18 protein-coding genes and 1 pseudogene are annotated in these 17789 nt (G+C 39.6%); 11 read left to right on the plus strand and 8 right to left on the minus strand.

What is annotated here, in order from left to right:
- Window positions 1-722: 722 nt before the first annotated feature.
- The 11 genes and pseudogenes from ACIRUQ_RS02815 to ACIRUQ_RS02865 all read left to right on the plus strand — a co-directional run bounded on the left by ACIRUQ_RS02815 (window position 723) and on the right by ACIRUQ_RS02865 (window position 9774).
- Window positions 723-1019 (plus strand): YbaN family protein, encoded by a 297-nt coding sequence (locus ACIRUQ_RS02815; protein ID WP_404856527.1) that lies wholly within the window; start codon window positions 723-725, stop codon window positions 1017-1019.
- Between the two features lie 31 nt (window positions 1020-1050).
- A pseudogene (locus tag ACIRUQ_RS02820) lies at window positions 1051-2787 on the plus strand (ABC transporter ATP-binding protein/permease).
- A 20-nt stretch (window positions 2788-2807) separates the two neighbouring features.
- Entirely contained in the window at window positions 2808-4646 is a 1839-nt protein-coding gene (locus tag ACIRUQ_RS02825) for an amino acid ABC transporter ATP-binding/permease protein (protein WP_055290866.1), read from the plus strand.
- A 201-nt stretch (window positions 4647-4847) separates the two neighbouring features.
- On the plus strand, window positions 4848-5036 hold the full coding sequence (locus tag ACIRUQ_RS02830) for a PDDEXK nuclease domain-containing protein (protein ID WP_055290849.1): 189 nt from the start codon (window positions 4848-4850) through the stop codon (window positions 5034-5036).
- A 43-nt stretch (window positions 5037-5079) separates the two neighbouring features.
- Window positions 5080-5457 carry an SdpI family protein gene (locus ACIRUQ_RS02835; protein WP_055290852.1) on the plus strand — a complete coding sequence of 126 codons (378 nt, stop codon included), beginning with the start codon at window positions 5080-5082 and terminating at the stop codon, window positions 5455-5457.
- 47 nt (window positions 5458-5504) lie between these two features.
- A complete protein-coding gene (locus tag ACIRUQ_RS02840) occupies window positions 5505-5840 on the plus strand; it encodes a DUF3784 domain-containing protein (protein ID WP_055290854.1) in 336 nt (111 codons plus the stop codon).
- A gap of 39 nt (window positions 5841-5879) precedes the next feature.
- Window positions 5880-6221 carry a hypothetical protein gene (locus ACIRUQ_RS02845; protein WP_055290856.1) on the plus strand — a complete coding sequence of 114 codons (342 nt, stop codon included), beginning with the start codon at window positions 5880-5882 and terminating at the stop codon, window positions 6219-6221.
- 47 nt (window positions 6222-6268) lie between these two features.
- The gene (locus ACIRUQ_RS02850) at window positions 6269-7030 is read left to right on the plus strand and encodes an ABC transporter ATP-binding protein (protein WP_055290858.1); all 762 of its coding nucleotides are present in this window, start codon (window positions 6269-6271) and stop codon (window positions 7028-7030) included.
- Complete coding sequence (locus ACIRUQ_RS02855; protein ID WP_055290860.1) at window positions 7017-8789, plus strand: FtsX-like permease family protein; 1773 nt, start codon at window positions 7017-7019, stop codon at window positions 8787-8789. Before ACIRUQ_RS02850 ends, ACIRUQ_RS02855 begins: the two co-directional genes overlap by 14 nt.
- Before the next feature lie 115 nt (window positions 8790-8904).
- On the plus strand, window positions 8905-9228 hold the full coding sequence (locus ACIRUQ_RS02860) for a hypothetical protein (protein ID WP_055290862.1): 324 nt from the start codon (window positions 8905-8907) through the stop codon (window positions 9226-9228).
- Between the two features lie 306 nt (window positions 9229-9534).
- Complete coding sequence (locus ACIRUQ_RS02865) at window positions 9535-9774, plus strand: DUF6061 family protein (protein WP_006858432.1); 240 nt, start codon at window positions 9535-9537, stop codon at window positions 9772-9774.
- 76 nt (window positions 9775-9850) lie between these two features.
- On the opposite strand, the gene ACIRUQ_RS02870 is transcribed toward ACIRUQ_RS02865, so the two are convergent.
- From ACIRUQ_RS02870 to ACIRUQ_RS02905, 8 genes are all read right to left on the minus strand, one after another.
- Window positions 9851-12064, minus strand: a complete 2214-nt coding sequence (locus ACIRUQ_RS02870; protein ID WP_006858431.1) for an FtsX-like permease family protein — start codon at window positions 12062-12064, stop codon at window positions 9851-9853.
- The gene (locus tag ACIRUQ_RS02875) at window positions 12054-12821 is read right to left on the minus strand and encodes an ABC transporter ATP-binding protein (RefSeq protein ID WP_006858430.1); all 768 of its coding nucleotides are present in this window, start codon (window positions 12819-12821) and stop codon (window positions 12054-12056) included. The genes ACIRUQ_RS02870 and ACIRUQ_RS02875 overlap by 11 nt, the downstream gene beginning before the upstream one ends.
- A gap of 111 nt (window positions 12822-12932) precedes the next feature.
- On the minus strand, window positions 12933-13946 hold the full coding sequence (locus ACIRUQ_RS02880; protein ID WP_006858429.1) for a HAMP domain-containing sensor histidine kinase: 1014 nt from the start codon (window positions 13944-13946) through the stop codon (window positions 12933-12935).
- Entirely contained in the window at window positions 13943-14611 is a 669-nt protein-coding gene (locus ACIRUQ_RS02885; protein WP_006858428.1) for a response regulator transcription factor, read from the minus strand. Before ACIRUQ_RS02885 ends, ACIRUQ_RS02880 begins: the two co-directional genes overlap by 4 nt.
- Before the next feature lie 108 nt (window positions 14612-14719).
- Entirely contained in the window at window positions 14720-15466 is a 747-nt protein-coding gene (locus ACIRUQ_RS02890; RefSeq protein WP_006858470.1) for a DUF6040 family protein, read from the minus strand.
- A complete protein-coding gene (locus ACIRUQ_RS02895) occupies window positions 15405-17126 on the minus strand; it encodes a MobA/MobL family protein (RefSeq protein ID WP_055289267.1) in 1722 nt (573 codons plus the stop codon). The genes ACIRUQ_RS02890 and ACIRUQ_RS02895 overlap by 62 nt, the downstream gene beginning before the upstream one ends.
- The gene (locus tag ACIRUQ_RS02900; RefSeq protein WP_015529843.1) at window positions 17083-17454 is read right to left on the minus strand and encodes a hypothetical protein; all 372 of its coding nucleotides are present in this window, start codon (window positions 17452-17454) and stop codon (window positions 17083-17085) included. The genes ACIRUQ_RS02895 and ACIRUQ_RS02900 overlap by 44 nt, the downstream gene beginning before the upstream one ends.
- Window positions 17454-17768, minus strand: coding sequence for a hypothetical protein (locus ACIRUQ_RS02905; RefSeq protein ID WP_006859613.1), 315 nt, complete (start codon window positions 17766-17768; stop codon window positions 17454-17456). Before ACIRUQ_RS02905 ends, ACIRUQ_RS02900 begins: the two co-directional genes overlap by 1 nt.
- Window positions 17769-17789: the final 21 nt, after the last annotated feature.

Below are 17789 nucleotides of genomic sequence, written 5' to 3' on the forward strand. Positions count from 1 at the left end.
ATGTATTTGACATGAAATATAAGCGGTGTTAATATAATATTGTAAAAGGTGCTACTAACGACGATTCGCCTGATATATAATTGGAAAAAAATAACCGCTTATTTAACAGGGAAGGCGGTTATTTTTTTGTGGTCTTATTACTATTAGAACCAATCGAATAGCCAAGACCAAAACAGGTTAAGCAGAGACTAAGCACTGCAATCAAGTCACCGATTGTAAGCATAAGCAGAGTTCTCCTTCCGTAAGATTTCTCCTAAAAGATATAATCTATGTAATCAGAGCTATGAACTCTCCGCAAAAAGCGAACCGCCATTCACGTCAATGTGAAGTAGCACCTTAGAGTCTATTTTATCAAACATCTGTTCTGAAATCAATGAATAATCCAAAATAAACAACATTAATAGTTATATAAGGTTACAGTTCACTCATCACATGGATTCAGGTAATGATCATGCTTGCATGAGGAATTACCTGGATACATAGTGATGAAGGGAGCGCCTTTTTATGAGCAAAAACAGTAGCAAAGCTACGGAGAAGCCCGAAAGGGCGTTTTGCAAATGGCGCGTGTGAACTGTAACTATATAAGCGTTGAAGGTATTCATGAAGTACCTGAAAATCGGAGGAAAGATATGAGAATTATATGGCTTGTTTTAGGTTGTCTTTGTCTGTGACTTGGATCGGTAGGGATCGTACTTCCGATTCTGCCGACGGTTCCATTTTACATGGCAACTCTGTTCTGCTTTGCAAAGAGTTCCCAGAAGCTGCATGACTGGTTCACCGGAAGCAACTTATATAAGAAGCATCTGGAGAATTTCGTGCAGAAGCGTTCCATGACGATGGGAACCAAATTAAAGATCATCGGTATGGTAACCGTTGTGATGGCGATCGGTTTTATCTGCATGAAAAACGTGCCGATCGGACGGATCTGTATTGCCATTGTCTGGGTATGCCATCTGTTATATTTCTTTCTTCGGGTAAAAACGGAGAACCCCGGGGAGGTAGACGGAGAAAGTATCTGATCAATCAAGGAAACATTAAAGGAAAACAAATATGATAAAAACGAGACTTGTGGGGCTATTGTCCCATGCAAAAAAGTATATCGTATACACGATCCTGTGGCAGTGGTTTGCGTTACTGTCACAGGTTTTCGCAGTTTTTTCGATCGCAAATTTGCTGGAACGTGTCGTGTAGCGGGCAGTGACAGTGCAAAGCATTGAGCTGACGGTGGTCACGCTGGCGATCGTGATCGTGTTGCGGTTTGTCTGTGAGCGGATGGGGGCAAGGTCTTCCTATCTGGCTTGCGTGGATGTAAAACGCATTTTAAGGGAAAAAATTTATGAAAAAATGCTGAAACTGGGGGCTTCTTACAGCGAACAGGTGTCATCTTCCGAGGTGGTGCAGGTTTCTACGGAAGGTGTAGAGCAGTTGGAAACTTATTTTGGAAAATACCTGCCACAGTTGTTCTACAGTCTGATCGCCCCGGTGACGCTATTTATTATTTTGTGCAGAGTCAGCTTAAAAGCAAGCGTGGTTCTGCTGATCTGTGTGCCGCTGATCCCGATTTCTATCGTGGTGGTGCAGAAGATCGCCAAGAAGTTATTAAACAAGTTTTGGAGCATTTATACCGGTTTGGGTGATTCCTTTCTGGAAAACCTGCAGGGACTTACTACTCTGAAAATCTATCAGGCAGACCAGCAGAAAGCAGATGAGATGGATGTGGAGTCTCAGAACTTCCGCCGGATCACTATGAAAGTGCTGACCATGCAGCTCAATTCTACCAGTGTGATGGATATCGTTGCATATGGTGGAGCGGCGATTGGTATGATAGTTGCTGTCACAGAGTTTTTGAAAGGAAATCTGACAATTTCGGGTATATTATGTATCGTGCTTCTGGCAAGTGAATTTTTCCTGCCGTTGCGTCTGCTTGGCTCTTTCTTTCATATCGCAATGAATGGTATGGCGGCAAGTGACAAGATCTTTAAGATTCTGGATCTGCCGGAGCCGGAGACAGGAGCAAAAACATTACCGGAGGGAGCATTAGACATTTCACTCAAAGATGTATATTTTTCTTATGAGGAAGACAGAGAAATCCTGAAAGGCATCAACCTGAATCTTCCGGCGGGAAGTTTTGTATCACTGGTCGGAGAATCCGGTTGTGGAAAGAGTACCATTGCAGGATTACTTTCTGCTAAAAACCGGGGATTTTCCGGGGAGATCACTATTGGCGGTGTGCCGTTATCGGAAGTGAATGAAACAAATCTGATGGAGCATGTAGTCTTGGTTTGCCATAACAGTTACTTATTTAAAGGAACCGTAGAAGAAAACTTACGGATGGCGAAAACGGATGCAACGGAAGAAGAAATGAATGCGGTGCTTCAGAACGTCAATCTGCTTAGATTTTTGCAGACGCAGGATGGCTTGCAGACAAAACTTTTGGAGAAAGCAGGAAACTTATCCGGCGGACAATGTCAGCGGCTTGTAATTGCAAGGGCACTGCTCAAAGATGCGGAAGTCTATATTTTTGATGAAGCAACAAGTAACATCGACATTGAAAGTGAAGAACTGATCATGCAGGTGATCCACGAACTGGCAAAGACCAGGACAGTGCTTTTGATCTCACATCGACTGGCAAATGTGGTGAAATCGGATCAGATCTATTTTCTGAAAGATGGCGAGATCAAAGAGCGTGGAACGCATGCGGAGTTGATGGAAGAAAACGGATCCTACAGACACTTGTATGAGAGTCAGATGGCGCTGGAGCATTATGGGGAGGAGGGGAGTCTTTGATGGCAGAAGAAAGAAAAGAGATGCAGAGTGAGCAAAAGCAGACAACCCAAGTCAATGGATCTGCTGAAACGAAAAAGCGTAGAAGTGCGATTTCAATTATGGGAAGCCTGATCGGACTGGTAAAACCTCTGATTCATATCATGCTGGCGGCAATCGTCCTTGGAACCTTAGGTTATTTGTGTGCTATTTTTCTGACTATCCTTGCAGGACAGGTGATCGTGCATGGATTGTTGACTGGCGTGGCAGGCATGAATGTCCCGGTGGATAATATGTGGTTAGTATTTACACCGGTGAAAACAATTCTGATCGTGATGGTAGTAATTGCGGTATTGCGTGGTTTACTTCACTATGTGGAGCAATATTGTAACCATTTTATCGCATTTAAACTGCTGGCAATCATCCGTCACAAAGTATTTGCGGCACTTCGGAAACTCTGTCCGGCAAAACTGGAAGGAAGGGACAAAGGAAACCTGATCTCCATTATTACAACAGACATTGAGTTGTTGGAAGTATTTTATGCACATACAATCTCACCGATTGCGATTGCAACTTTAACATCTGCAATCATGGTGATTTTCATCGGAAGATATCATGCACTGGCAGGACTTCTTGCACTGGCGGCATATCTGATGGTTGGTGTTGTGATCCCGCTGTGGAATGGAAAACGCGGCAGTCAGAAAGGTATGGAATTCCGGACAGAATTTGGTGAGTTAAACAGTTTCGTACTGGATTCTTTACGCGGATTGGATGAAACCATTCAATACGGACAGGGTGAAAACCGCAAAGCACAGATGACAGAGCGTTCTAAAAAACTCTCTGGAATGCAAAAAGATTTGAGCCACATGGAAGGAGCACAGCGTTCCTTTACAAACATGGTAATCTTGCTGGCATCCTTTGGTATGCTGACGCTGACCATCTGGTTGTATGCAAGAGGTGCCATGGGGTTTGAAGGCATTTTGACCTGTACGATTGCCATGTGGGGATCTTTTGGACCGGTAGTTGCGTTGTCCAGTCTGTCAAACAATCTGAATCAGACATTGGCAAGCGGTGAACGTGTACTTTCTTTATTAGAGGAAACACCTTTGGTAGAGGAAATTCCAGAGACAGGAAAAAGTATTGTATCAGTAACTGATCGTTCAGCAGGTTCAGCAGAAAATGATGATGTTACAGAACAGAACTTTACAAGTGAGACAGACAAAAATAGTGAATTTGCTGGCGCAAGTGCAGAACATGTAACTTTTGCATATGAGTCAGAAACCATTTTAGATGACTATTCCCTGAAACTGGAAGCTGGCAAGATTACCGGTATCCATGGAGCAAGCGGTTCCGGAAAATCTACGCTATTAAAATTATTGATGCGGTTCTGGGATGTCAACGCAGGAAACGTATCGGTGGACGGTGCCGATGTGCGTGAGATTCCAACGAAGTACTTACGTCATATGGAAAGTTATGTCACACAGGAAACACATCTGTTCCATGATTCCATTGCAAATAATATAGCTATTGCAAAACCGGGAGCAATCAGAGAAGAAATTATGGAAGCGGCAAAAAAAGCATCCATTCACGATTTTATCATGACCTTACCGAAAGGATATGATACCGAAGTTGGAGAACTGGGTGATACTTTATCCGGTGGAGAAAAGCAGCGAATCGGTATCACAAGGGCATTTTTGCACGATGTACCACTTCTGCTTATGGATGAGCCGACATCAAATCTGGATTCACTAAATGAGGGTATTATTTTAAAATCTCTGAAAGAATCCGGAAAAAAACAGACGGTGGTATTGGTATCACACCGGACTTCAACCATGAACGTGGCGGATGTGGTATATGAAATGGAAAATGGACGGATTTCTTAAGAGTGTCAGGCACGCTAAAGACAAGGTTAATGTATTTGTAAACTGTCTGAATAACAGGTCGAAAATGACGCAAATTTCATAGTACAATCTTATGTTATATAAGGATGATAACTGAAAGTTTATAGGATAAATTTCATTATCTTGGAGAAGTAGCAAAAGAAACGATGAGCTGGTCACATTATCGTGTCTTGATGCGTATAAATGATGAATGAAGGAGACACGCAGCCTATTGGGATTGTACTTTGTGCAGATAAGGGAGATTCTATTGTAAAATATACGCTTCCTGAAGATAATCATCAGATATTTGCATCGAAATATTTCACCTATCTGCCGTCAAAGGAAGAATTGAAACGTGAATTAAATTTGAAAGAATTTCACAAAAAAGAATAAAAACGGAAATACAAAGCGGAAGTTATAGTAAAGGAGATTTACAATGGAGTTTTGGATTTTTATGTTGATTATGGATTTGCTTCTTCCATTTACGATGATTGGTTTTGGAAAATATTTTATGAAAAAGGCTCCAAAGGAAATAAATTCAGTATTCGGATATCGGACTTCGATGTCTATGAAGAATAAAGATACATGGGAATTTGCTCATAAATATTGCGGTAAAGTCTGGTATGTCTGTGGAATGGTTATGTTGCCAATAACAGTAATATTCATGCTTTTAGTAATTGGAAAAAGTGAAGATTGTGTTGGGAGTATGGGAGGAATTATTTGTGGTGTTCAACTTATTTCTTTAATTGGGTCTATTCTCCCAACAGAAATAGCATTAAAAAAGAATTTTGATAAGAATGGAACAAGACGATAAAGTTTGCAGAATCAAGAAAATCGGGATTTGTGAAGGAGAAATATACTATGAATATAGGGTTTTGGCTATGTGGAGTTTTGGTTATTCCATTTGTGATTATAGGAGTGTTATTTGCAATATTTAAAGAAAAAGCGGCTAAATTTGTTTCGGGATTTAATTCATTACCGAAAGAAGAACAGGCATTGTATGATAAAGCTCATATTTCTCGTGATATAAAAAATCAGTGTTTTACATGGGCTGGCATAATGTTAGTAGGAGCAGGGTTGTCTTATTTTTTAACACCATATATGGCTATTCCGGCTTTTATTATTTGGCTCGTTTTATTTTTCAAAGAGGTTCACTTTGACACGCACAAAGCATTTGAAAAATATTTATTAAAATAAATTCCAGATGATAAAGCAGAAGTATAGGGTTTGATTCATATGATTTCAGTAAAAAAACAGAGAATTGCTGCTATTATGGTTTTAAGTTCCATCATGCTGATTTTACTTTTGTCGCTAAATTTCCGACTCTGGAGTGGATATTATGCAGAAGGGGATTTGGAAAGTATAGTCATACATCAGATGGAATGCTTGGAAAAGTCAAATAGTGAAAACGATATAAGCGAAAGTATATGTTTGCATTTCTATGAGTGTATATGTTTCGGTGGAATAGAAATAATGGTGCTCTGGGTATATGATGGCTTTAAAGACCTCGGACAAGGTGAGTTTTCTTTCAGACCGGGAGTTACCCTTTGCAGTCTATCGGTTCGGATGGATGATTAAATACTTCTGATAATCAAATTTAAAATTTATTATCAGGAGGAACTTCGATGTATGTATTAAATGCAAATCATATTTCAAAAAGTTATAAAACTGCAGGAGAAACTATGCGGATTTTGCAGAATGTGAATCTGCAAGTTATGAAAGGAGAAATGGCTGCTATTATGGGACCATCCGGCAGTGGAAAGACTACTCTGCTCCATGTGCTGACCGGGGTTGACACACCGGACGATGGAGAAATCGTAATAGGAGGAGAAACGTTTTCACAGCTTACGGAAGAAGAGAAGGCATTTTTCCGCAGAAAGCATATGGGAATGATTTTTCAGGATTTCCAGCTTTTGGAGAGTTTGACGGTAAAAGAAAATATATTGTTACCACTTATTCTTGAACGAAAAGAAGCAGACATCCAGCAAGAGCGTTTTTCAAGAATAGCGGATGTGCTCGGCATTGAAAAATTAGCTGACAAAGGAATTACGGAAATATCGGGAGGTCAGAAACAGAGAGTTGCGATTGGCAGGGCGCTAATCAATGAACCGGATATTATTTTTGGAGATGAGCCAACAGGAAGCCTTGACCGAAAGACCACCGGGGATGTGATGCGATGTATGAAACAGATGAATCAACGGTCTGGCATCAGCTTTCTGCTTGTGACACATGATGCTTATACGGCATCCTTTTGTGACCGGGTACTTTTTCTACAGGATGGGAATCTGGCAAAAGAAGTAAAGAAAGAGAACACTGCCGATAATTTCAGAGAAGATATATGGAAAACGCTGTGCGGTTTGGGAGGTGGAAAAGATGACCTTTTTTGATATTTCCCGAAAGATGCTGAAAGCTGGTTTTTACAAATATCGATTGTACTTTCTATGCAATTTATCTGCAACGGCATTATTCTGTTGTTTTGCAGTTATTTCCACAAACAGGACGTTTATGAATGCGTCGATTGTAAATTCATCAATATCCAATAACATTTATCTTCCATTTTTTCTGTCTGCAGTGTTTCTGGTTTTTTTTCTTCCTGTTTCGTGTCAGGCATTTCTGGCATCAAGAAAACAGGAATACGGCGTGATGTTTTCTCTTGGCATGAGCCGGAAGGAAGCGTTTAGAAACTTACTTTTTGAAAATGTGATCATATCCGTGCTGGCATTAGCAATAGCACTTGCGGCAGGAACTGTGCTGTCATTTTTATTTTTTTCCGTTATCATTTATGCAATAGATGTTCACGGAGTGCAATGGCAGTTTTGCCCGGAAGCATATAAGCTTACAGCAGTTCTATATACAGTAGTGGTGGCAGTTGCCTTTATCCTGAATGCCGGGAGACTTATGCTGGATAAAATCGGAACCCTGCTAAAAGCACAATATCGGGCAGAAAAAACAGGAAAGATCGGTACGTTCCTATGCAGACTTGCCCCCAACCACATGAGGTTTCATCTGGTGGAATGGTCATTTGTCCGCAGACACAAGAAAGAATGGGGATGTAGGTATGTTTTAGCCTCTCTCATAATAGCGGTATCTGTTATGCTTATGGGGGTATGTGTGACTTTATATCCGGCTTTTTTACAGGATGCAAAAAGTTATTCTCCCTATGACATGGTGTACTCAGAAATCTATGGAATGAATCAGGTTTCAGTACAGGATGTCCTTCATATATTGGAGAAAAATGGTGTTACTGTAGAACAGGTCATTCAGCTTCCCTATATCAGAGATGATGTTTTTAATTATCTTCCTGTGACAGAAATAAACCGGGATTTTGGATGTGATTATCAGATTCAGGAAGGCGAGTTTTTGAATTTGTTTCAATACAATCTGGAAGATGGGTATGAACATAACATACAGCCAGTATCTACTGTAACGATTTCCGGGGACAGAAAGCTGCAGTCTGTTGGAACAGATGTAAAGATACTGTTTAATCAAAATCCGACCTTTGCAGATAAAACACTGATCATCAACGATTCTGATTTCGAAAAATTAAGTGCAGATATAACAGGTAGTGCTGGTATCGCAAACTTGTTTCAGTTTCAGAATTGGGAAGATTCTTATGCGGGAGTATGTGAAGTAAAAGAATATCTGCAGGAAAGCAATCAGTTGAATGAAGATGAGCAGACATATTATGAATTGTCTTCGAAAGTGGAGAAATACCAGGATGCAAAGAAATCAGGACAATTTTTATTATTTTTGATGGCATTTGTGATAGGGCTTATGATAATGGCTGAGTTTCTGCTAATTCATTCACGTATCCAGGCAGAGAAGGAAGAAAATAGCAGGGTCGTTTGTAGTTTGCGAATGTTGGGAATGATAGACAAGGAAATGGTAAAGTGCCTATGCTATAAGAATTTTCTAAGATTTATACCGCCATCGGTTGTGGGAACAATCCTTTCTTTCCTGCCATCTTATTATCTGAATGAGAGTTATGGAATGGGGACGAATGGAATTCTGGCAGGAATCGTATTTGGAGTGATTTTGACAGTCGGAATATTCGTAGTGATACGCAGGTATTCTGAAAAAGAAGAAAAACTTTATGAAAGCGGTTTTATAATACAAGGAAGAGGATTTTTCGAGAGGATTTTTTGATTATAGATAAGTAGAAAAAGATTCAAATCCTGTGTATAATTAAAAGATAAAGATAGAGACAACTCGGAATTTGTCAGAAAATGAGGAATAGTTGAAATGGAGGCGCTATAATAACATGAAGATTGAAGGGAACCAGAAAGAACTGGATGCAATGGTAGAATTTCATAAGGGAAACCGTGTCGAGGGGCTGAGACTGCAAGAAGAATTTGCAGCGGAATTTCGTAAGGAATATAAAGACAAAGATCACTGTCCTTGCCTGAAAGCCTGTCGTTATCACGGAAACTGTAAGGAATGTGTAGCAATCCACAGAGCGCATCAGGAACATGTTCCTAATTGTATGCGACCATTGATTAATAAAAAATTGAAATTGATGTCAGAATTAACAGAGCATACCTTGGCAAATGAAATAGAAGCTTCACATGAGATTTTAAGAAAATAGGCAAGTCAAATTCCAGTTGATATTTCACATATTTTAGGAAATTTAATAACTGTTATATTTGATTATCAAATTCTTCGCAAACCCTTGAAAATACTAAGTTTGTAGCAAGTGTACTTCCCCTTACTCTTTCCCTTGTGTTACATTCTCCCATTAGCTTTCATGAACCTTAATATGGGAAAAATTAAGGGAAAGAAAATTTCATAACACAGTATAACATATAACAATAACGACATGGTGAACTGATTGAAATGTTTTCGATATTTAACTCTATAACTGATTATCAAAAGAAAATGGAGATAAGATACGATGAGAACAATTTATGCAGAATACAACATAAATCACGATAGTATTGATGTTTACACAAGTGCTGGATATATGCTTCGCATTGACTGCTGGGAAGCTGAAAAAGATTTAAAAACCACATATGGATCAGAATGTGCACTTACTTCATTAGCTGTGGATGAGCCTTTGGAATATGCAAGATTATATCTTGAGGGCAATTTACAGATGTGGGTGGATGCAGAAGATTCATTAGAACTTTATTAAGTGAAAGAGGGATAGTGTTCATTAAGAGTGCTATCCCTCTTTAAAGAATGTGCGAAATGCAATAATTACATATTTTCTATGGATTAACAGAGCGCCTAAAAATAATCCATGTACTTATGAAGTAACAAATCAATAAAATTACCAAAATCCCCATTGTTGCCCCTATTTGTAACATCAATGTACTAAACCCAATATAGGCTGAAATTTCTGCTGATATGGTTTGGATAAAGTAAGCTATTACAACAGCAGCTACAATGATTGCTGTGATAATTGGAAGCCCAAACCAAACACTTAATTGTTGCAAGATAAGTTTTCCGATATGCTTTTCTTCCGCCCCCAATTTTCGGAGTACAGAGAAGCGATATTTATATTGTCCTGCGTCTAAGAGTTGTTGCAAAGAAAGTACGGTAAGACATATAACCATCAGTACGACAGCACCATAAATCATTGCAGTCTGTAAAATAAAGTTATTTGCTATGGAACTATTGATTTGCAGTGTGCTAAAACGCACGCCATAAATAGCCCCGGTTTCTGCCTGCTCGGGATATTTCTCTGTAAAAAGTTTTTCCAGTTTCCTTGCATTTTCATAGGAGATATTTTCCGTTGTTGTAATATATCGGTTTTTTATTACTGGCAACAGCTTTTCACAAATATTGTCTGGAAGTACATACAATACATTTGTATAGGAATTGTACGCTGTTTCTCCAATCGGATCCTCATAATAGGACTGCCCGGAAAGAGTCAATTCTCCTGCGTCTGTCATAATGCTGGTGTGTTCTTTCAAAAAGCTATCCCGTTCTTCCTCGGTGGCGATTGCTTTCCATTGTGTTGTAAATTCATCTTCCTCCAGAGAAATCTGTTCGTAACCCAGCATTTCCCGTATAGTGTTATAATCACTCAAAGAAATTGCTACAATCGGAAAATCATATTTCTGTCTGTTGTGAAAATCGTCTTTCTCTGGCAGATATAGATTGAACGTGCAATCATAAACTGTATCTATTTTGTGTTCTGTCAGAAACTCAGTAATGATTTCATAACTGTCTTGCGGCAGATTTTCTTCTTCATATACGTCATTATATCTTGAATATACCTGCACATCATACATAGAGCGCATATCCAAATAACCTGAAGCCCAGCCCGTCAAAATAGGGGCGGCAATAAACATGAAGATTGCAAGGACAAGGGTTATACAAATCAGCGTCATTGTTTTGCTGGTTGTATTTAGTTTTGATATAATTTGCCCGAAAAAGAACAGGTTTTCTCCCTTGTATCTATGTTCCGGCGATTTTACTTTCCATGCTACAATCAAGCTGCTGGCAAGATAAATCAATGCACAAATAAAGAAGAGCAAATCAATCAATACAAATACCAGATATTGATTCAGTATTCCACCATGTAAAGGCAAATAGTATTGATTGGTAAGAGCAGGTACGCTTGCTGCTAAAAAGGCGTGCAATACAGAACAAATAAGCAGCCCATCAATCAACTTTTGAAAAGCAATTTTTTTCTTTTTCAACATCCATAATGCCGCCCAGCCTAATGTAACAACAGGGAGCAAAATATTTCCCCAATACATGATTTTCACCGGGAAAACAAAGCGGGAGTCATAATAAAATCGGACATTTTGTATTCCTGAAAACAATTCCCATAAAGTAAACATTAAAAACAGAATTACTACGACAGGAATGAATCGGCTCTTTTTCAATTCTGGCTCATTTTCTTTCTCTGCGGAAAGCATATCAATAATTTTTGTTTTTTTGATTGTGCGTGTATTGAAAACTCCTACCACAAAAAAACTTACCACAAAAAATATCACTGTCAGCAAAACGGTGTCCGGGAACAATGTCCATGAGATTTCATAAGGCTCTCCATAAGCAGTAAGGAGCATTGCGGTAATGAATTGAGAGCAAAATACACCGCAAAAAATACCAATCAAAATGGAAAACATACCCATAATCAGTGTTTCTGCAAAGAAAATCCTGCCAATAGTTTTTTGTTCCATTCCCATAATGGACTGGACAGCAAACTCTTTTTGCTTCCGTCTTAGCATATAATGATTGACGAACCGTATCAAAAATAACAACAGCAATGTTATCATGCAGATTGCAATTTTCATTCCGTCACTTAACAGAGTAAAATCATACTCGCTGCCTATATCCGGGCTATAATAACTACTGGAAATAGACAAGAACGCATAAAACAAGGTAACACAGATTGTCATTGTGACAATGTAGACCAGATAGTCTTTTACAGACCGTTTTGCATTTCTGAAAACAAGTTTAGCATACATGGCTTTGTCCCCCTCCGATCATGGTAAGGACATTCAGAATTTTATCAAAAAAAGCACTTCTGCTGTCGTTGCCCTTGCGCAGTTCCATAAAGATTTCTCCGTCTTTCAAAAAAAGAATACGGTTGGCATAGCTGGCGGTAAAAGCGTCATGAGTTACCATAAGAATTGTCGCCCTAAGCTGTTCATTGATACTTTGAATGGTAGACAGCAACATTTGTGAGGAATGGCTGTCTAATGCCCCTGTCGGCTCATCTGCCAGTAAGAGCTTCGGGTTGTTGATAATTGCTCTTGCACAAGCACAACGCTGTTTTTGTCCGCCGGATACCTGATAAGGATATTTGTTTAGAATATCGCTGATATTCAGCTTTCCGGCTATATCCAAAATGCGGGATTCTACGCTCCCGGCAGGGACTTTGTTGATTGCTAATGCCAGTGCAATATTTTCTGAAATCGTCAATGTGTCCAGCAAATTGAAGTCTTGAAATATAAACCCTAAATTCTCCCTGCGAAAACGGGCAAGGGATTTTGGTTTGATTTCCGTTATATCTGTTCCATCTAAAAAAATATGCCCTGCACTTACGGTATCAATCGTAGAAATACAGTTGAGCAGCGTTGTCTTTCCAGAACCGGACGCACCCATAATTCCGAGAAATTCCCCAGCTTCCACAGAAAAGCTAATGTCTTTAATGGCTTTGGTAATATTCCCTTCATTGCCATAATATTTCTGGATATGTTCCAGTTTCAAAATCGTATTCATCTGATAAACCTCCTTAACTGTTCCATATCTTTATTGTAAATGGAGTATCTCATTTTTTGTATCAAGTTTTCTTACACAGTTCTTACAAAAATGTAAGAAGTGCAGAACCTGTCAGCCCTGCACTCCGATAATAAAATCATTCATTTGAAAGATAAGTGAAATCGTTGTTCCTCTGTTTTCGGAATAAGCAGTAAGCCCTATTCCCAGTTTATCACATAGACGCTTGCAAAGATATAAGCCAATTCCAGTAGAATTTTTCCCGGTTCGCCCATTCTGACCTGTAAATCCTTTTTCAAAAATACGGGGTAAATCACTTTTAGGAATACCTATCCCATTATCGCTGATAGATAGCACAATCTTGTCATTCGTTTTTGTTGCCCCAAAGTGCAAAATAGGCTGCTCTGCATGGTATTTGATTGCATTACCGATAATCTGATTTAAGATGAACCGCACCCATTTTTCATCGGTATAAACTTTTGTTTCTATATCGTCTATCTGAATTGACATATTGCTTTGACGCAAAAGATACTTATTATCTGCGATTGCACTATGCACAACATCGCATAAATTGACTTCACGGACAGAATAGTCTTTTTCAGCGTGTTCACTCCGGGCATAGTAAAGTGCCTGTTCTGTATATTGGTTGATATTCTCTAACTCTGCCAATACCTCTCTGGAAAAGGGAGAACGGTTATTCTCACACAGCAGCTTCATCGCTGTAATTGGTGTTTTTACTTCGTGTATCCATTGTTCAATGTATTCTTTATATTCCCTGCGTTCCCTCTGTACTTCGCCAATCCGTTCCAACATAGATTTTTCAGCCATTTTCATAATCTGGTAAAAAACCTGTTCATCAGCCCTTTCCGGCACTTGCATGATTTCCGGCAATAAATATCGTTCTTCTAATTGCTCCGTCATATTGAGCAATTTATTCAGATATTTTTTTCGTGAGAAATAAAATGCCAGCAAAGATAAAACAAGGACAATCGACCAGACTGCAAAAATAAACAGGACTGTTTGGATAGGATTATCGCTTGCAATCAGGAACAAAGCAAGGACAAGCATACCCAGCAGATTGATTAAAATAACGGGGAGTTGATTTTTCAAATATTGTTTTCCACTCATAATGTATATCCTTGCCTGTGTTTTGTTTTAATGAAATCTACAAGTCCGATTGCTGCCAGTTTGTCGCGAATACGGGTAATATTGACACTTAGGGCGTTATCATCAACATAAAGCTGATTGTCCCAAAGAAAATCCACAATATCATTTCTGGAACAGATTTTTCCGGAGTTCTTAAAAAGGTAGTAGAGGATTTTCAATTCATTCTTTGTCAATTCTGCTTTCTGTCCTTTGTACTCTATCATGCTACTCTCCAAATGCAGGGTAGCTTCTCTCCACATATAAATTTCTGTTTGAGGGGAACGGTAGGCTTTCTTTAACAATGCAGCAATTTTAGCAAGAAGAATAGCGGGATTATAAGGCTTTGTGATAAACGCATCTCCACCCAGCATAATGCTGTTCAGTTCGTCCATATCTGTATTGCTGCTTGTTACAAATACAATCGGAATATCTGAAAAGGTGCGAATCCCCGAGCATATTTCAAAACCGTTATTCCCCGGAAGTTTTATATCCAGAATAACCAGATGTGGCGCAGCTTCTTTTAACTGCTCTATTGTTTTGGAAAAATCCGTAACTGCAAATACTTCATATCCATTCCCAGACAAAAGAGTTTTAAGCTGTGTTTGTATCGTAAAATCATCTTCAATGATTAGTATTTTTTCCTTCATAGAGATACCTCCCTGACACTTTATTATACTGTATCAGAGAGGTTTTCTCAATCGTATTATTGAATGGGAATTTTAGAATGATTTTGTACATAGCTTTGTAAAAAATGCTTAATAGTTTCTTTTCTCAAGGTACGATTCTAAATAACACCTAAGTCCAACATATGCGCCCTGCAAAAGTACAAAAAGCAATAGAAGATTTACTGACAGTGCTTTTTTGATTGCTTCTCCAAAATAAATGATGACAGCAGCACTTGTCAGTATCATCAGTAGAGTAATGACATCCCAACACTTTTCCCTATATAATTCTATAACCTTTATTTCTATCAGTATCGCCAGTATCCCTGTTCCTGCCACACATATTCCTACAATCAATATTAGCAATATCCAATATACCATTCCGGCTATAAAAGGATTTGGAATTTTTGTGCTAATCTGTGCCACAGATTGCCCGACCTCAATCGTCCAACCGATAAAAGTTTGTATGAATGACGCTGCATCATGGAAGAATGATTTGCAATCGGAAAGGAGCACATCTGACTGTACTGCCTGAAAAAGAGTGGTTGTCAGCGAATACCATGCAAGAAGGAACAAGGTTGTTTGGAACATTACCGTTTTTGCTTTATATTGTCCTGCAAGTCGCTCTTTTTGTGTTTCGTATTTTGCTTTTGCATTCTGATAGTCTGTCCGGTCACAGGCTTCACATTTTTCATAGAGTACCGGCTTTTCTACCGGTATCTCTACGATTTTCTGATGTGTCCGGGCATAATCCCGTTGTTGTGTTAAGCATCGTATTTTATCTTGACATTCCCCTATCGTGACGTTTGCGCTTCGCAGCTTCTCTTTCTCGTTCCGCAATGCTCTGTCTGCTAGCTTCAAGTCGTTCTTTAATGCTTGAATATTCCCGGCTCTGTTCTCTTTGTTTAATTTCTCGTTCAAGGTCAGAGATTCGTTGAGCTGCGTCTTTAGTTCCACGATAAGCTGGTCTTTCTGTTCCAGTTCTTCTTGTATCTCCTCGGTCAAGAGGAGAAGTTCTTCCAACTGTTCGGCGTTCTTTGATTCTCTGGATTCGTTCATCTATATCACGTCCTTTCTCTATCTGCTGTTCCAGTTCAGCAATTCGGTGTTCTGTTTCAGTAATAAACTGTTTTCGCTGTTCAGTTTCTGTACCAATTTCTGCCATTGCTGATTTTCGTTTTCCAAAAGTTCTATCTTCGTTTTCTGTTCTTCCATCTTGGAAAGCAGTTCCTCGGTATTTGGCAAAATGTTGAGCAGCTCGGATAACTCGCTGTTTAATTTTTGCAATTTCTGATTCTGTTCCTGCATAAGAGAGAGTTGGGTGTCCCGGTTCTGCATTTCCAGAATCATTTCTGCCATTAAGGTCTGCTGTTCTTCGATTTGCCCAATCATGGATTCCATTAAGGGTATAATTTCCCGGCTTTCTTCTAATGTCATTTAATCGCTCCTTCCATAATGATAATGCACCCGATACTTTTCCAAAGGTGTCCAGTATCTTTTGCAATAACGTGTTTTGTTGTTTTATGATTTGATTTTCCGCTACTTTCCACGAACCTTTTATTTCCTGCCCGGCAAGAAACTTTTGTTCAATCTTTCTTGCGTCAGCGCCTTCATGGATGGTAGGAATCTGGAGTTTTCCCTGTTTTTCATAAGAACGGTGATCGACCTGATTATGCAAAGGAAGATGTTCATTACACACCTTTGCCCATTCACTCCGCCACAGTTCACAATTTTTTGGATTGTTCCATCCGGTAGCATCGGTCAGCACCCGTTTCCATTGCAGGCGGTTTCTTGCACCCATCTTCTGAATTCCGTTTTCGTCTAATACAGGGATACGGATTCCATGACGGTCAGGGTTTTTCTTATCCTGCCACCAGTTCGGATGGGATTCATCAATCACGATATTTCCGTTTTTATCTCTGAGAAAATCCCAATCCTTGACTTCTTTCTTTCCCCAAGAATGATCCGGGTTAAAAGGACGCATAGTCAGAAGCAGATGGACATGGGGGTTGCCATCCCCTTTATCGTGGATACTCCAATCAGCACACATTCCTCTATCTACAAAAGTTTTTTGAATATAGTCAGTTGTATATTGAATTTGTTCCTGTCTGTTCCATTCTTTGGGAAGGGCAAATTCAAATAACCTGCCAAGTTGGGCATCTGCATTTTTTTCAATCTTCAATACCTCATTCCATAACCTTTGTTTCTGAAATGTGATTTTAAATTTTTCTAAAGCAGCTTCTTTATCTTCTGATCTTTTGTATCGGACAGATTTTTGAAAGCGTTTTATATTTTCTTCTGGTACTATCTGCCATTCAGGAGGTGCGTTTTCACACATCATCAGCCGAGTGTAGACCACTTCTTTTTTAGAAGTGTAATAACTGATTCTCCCGGTTTCCTCGTTTTTCATCACATCCCCATTGAGATATGCGGAAGCGGAGATAACAGATTTCCCTTTACTTCGTCCGACTATTTTGACTGTGTAATGAAAAATCGCCATGTCTGGATTCCTCCTTTCTGCACATCCGGCATAGATTTCCGGCAACATTGCTTTCGGTTTTAGGAAAAGCAGCATTGCCGGAACGCCCTCTGCGTAAGAGTGCCCTGCGCATAGCAGCCTGCATGGAATGCGCCTCTCTGGCGAAGAGTGCCTCCTGCGGCATGAGCAGGTCTGGCTGAAAGCCCCGCCGACGGAACGAGCCCGGCAAGCGTGAACGCAGACCGGTTGCCACTTGTGGCAAACTTATTGGGACGACCTCTGGTTGTCCATAAGTGCGCCCTTCATGAAAAAGCAATGAAGGGAATGAAAAACTCATCCCCTCCGCCATTACACTTCCTCCATATCGGTATTGACTTCTTTCTGCATTGCCTTTGAGAAAAATTTCCCGTTGGCTTCCTGCCTTTTCAGAAAACCAATCAGCTTTGGGATGTCTTCTTCCTCAATAGGCGCACCGAGAACGGATTCCACCGCACCGCCAATCTGACAGAGCCTATGGGTTCGTTTTTTACTTTCTTCGGCTTTCTTTCGCTTCAGAAGTTCTTTCTTCTGTGCCGCATATCGTTTCGCCTTTTCAAGGCTTTCCTGCTCTTTCTTTTCCATTTCAAGCATTCGTGCTTCATAACTTTTTGTTGATTTTGCCATTCTTACATTCTCCTTTCCTTC

This window comes from Eubacterium ramulus (genome assembly GCF_045002895.1).
GTDB classification, from domain to species: Bacteria; Bacillota; Clostridia; order Lachnospirales; family Lachnospiraceae; genus Eubacterium_I; species Eubacterium_I ramulus.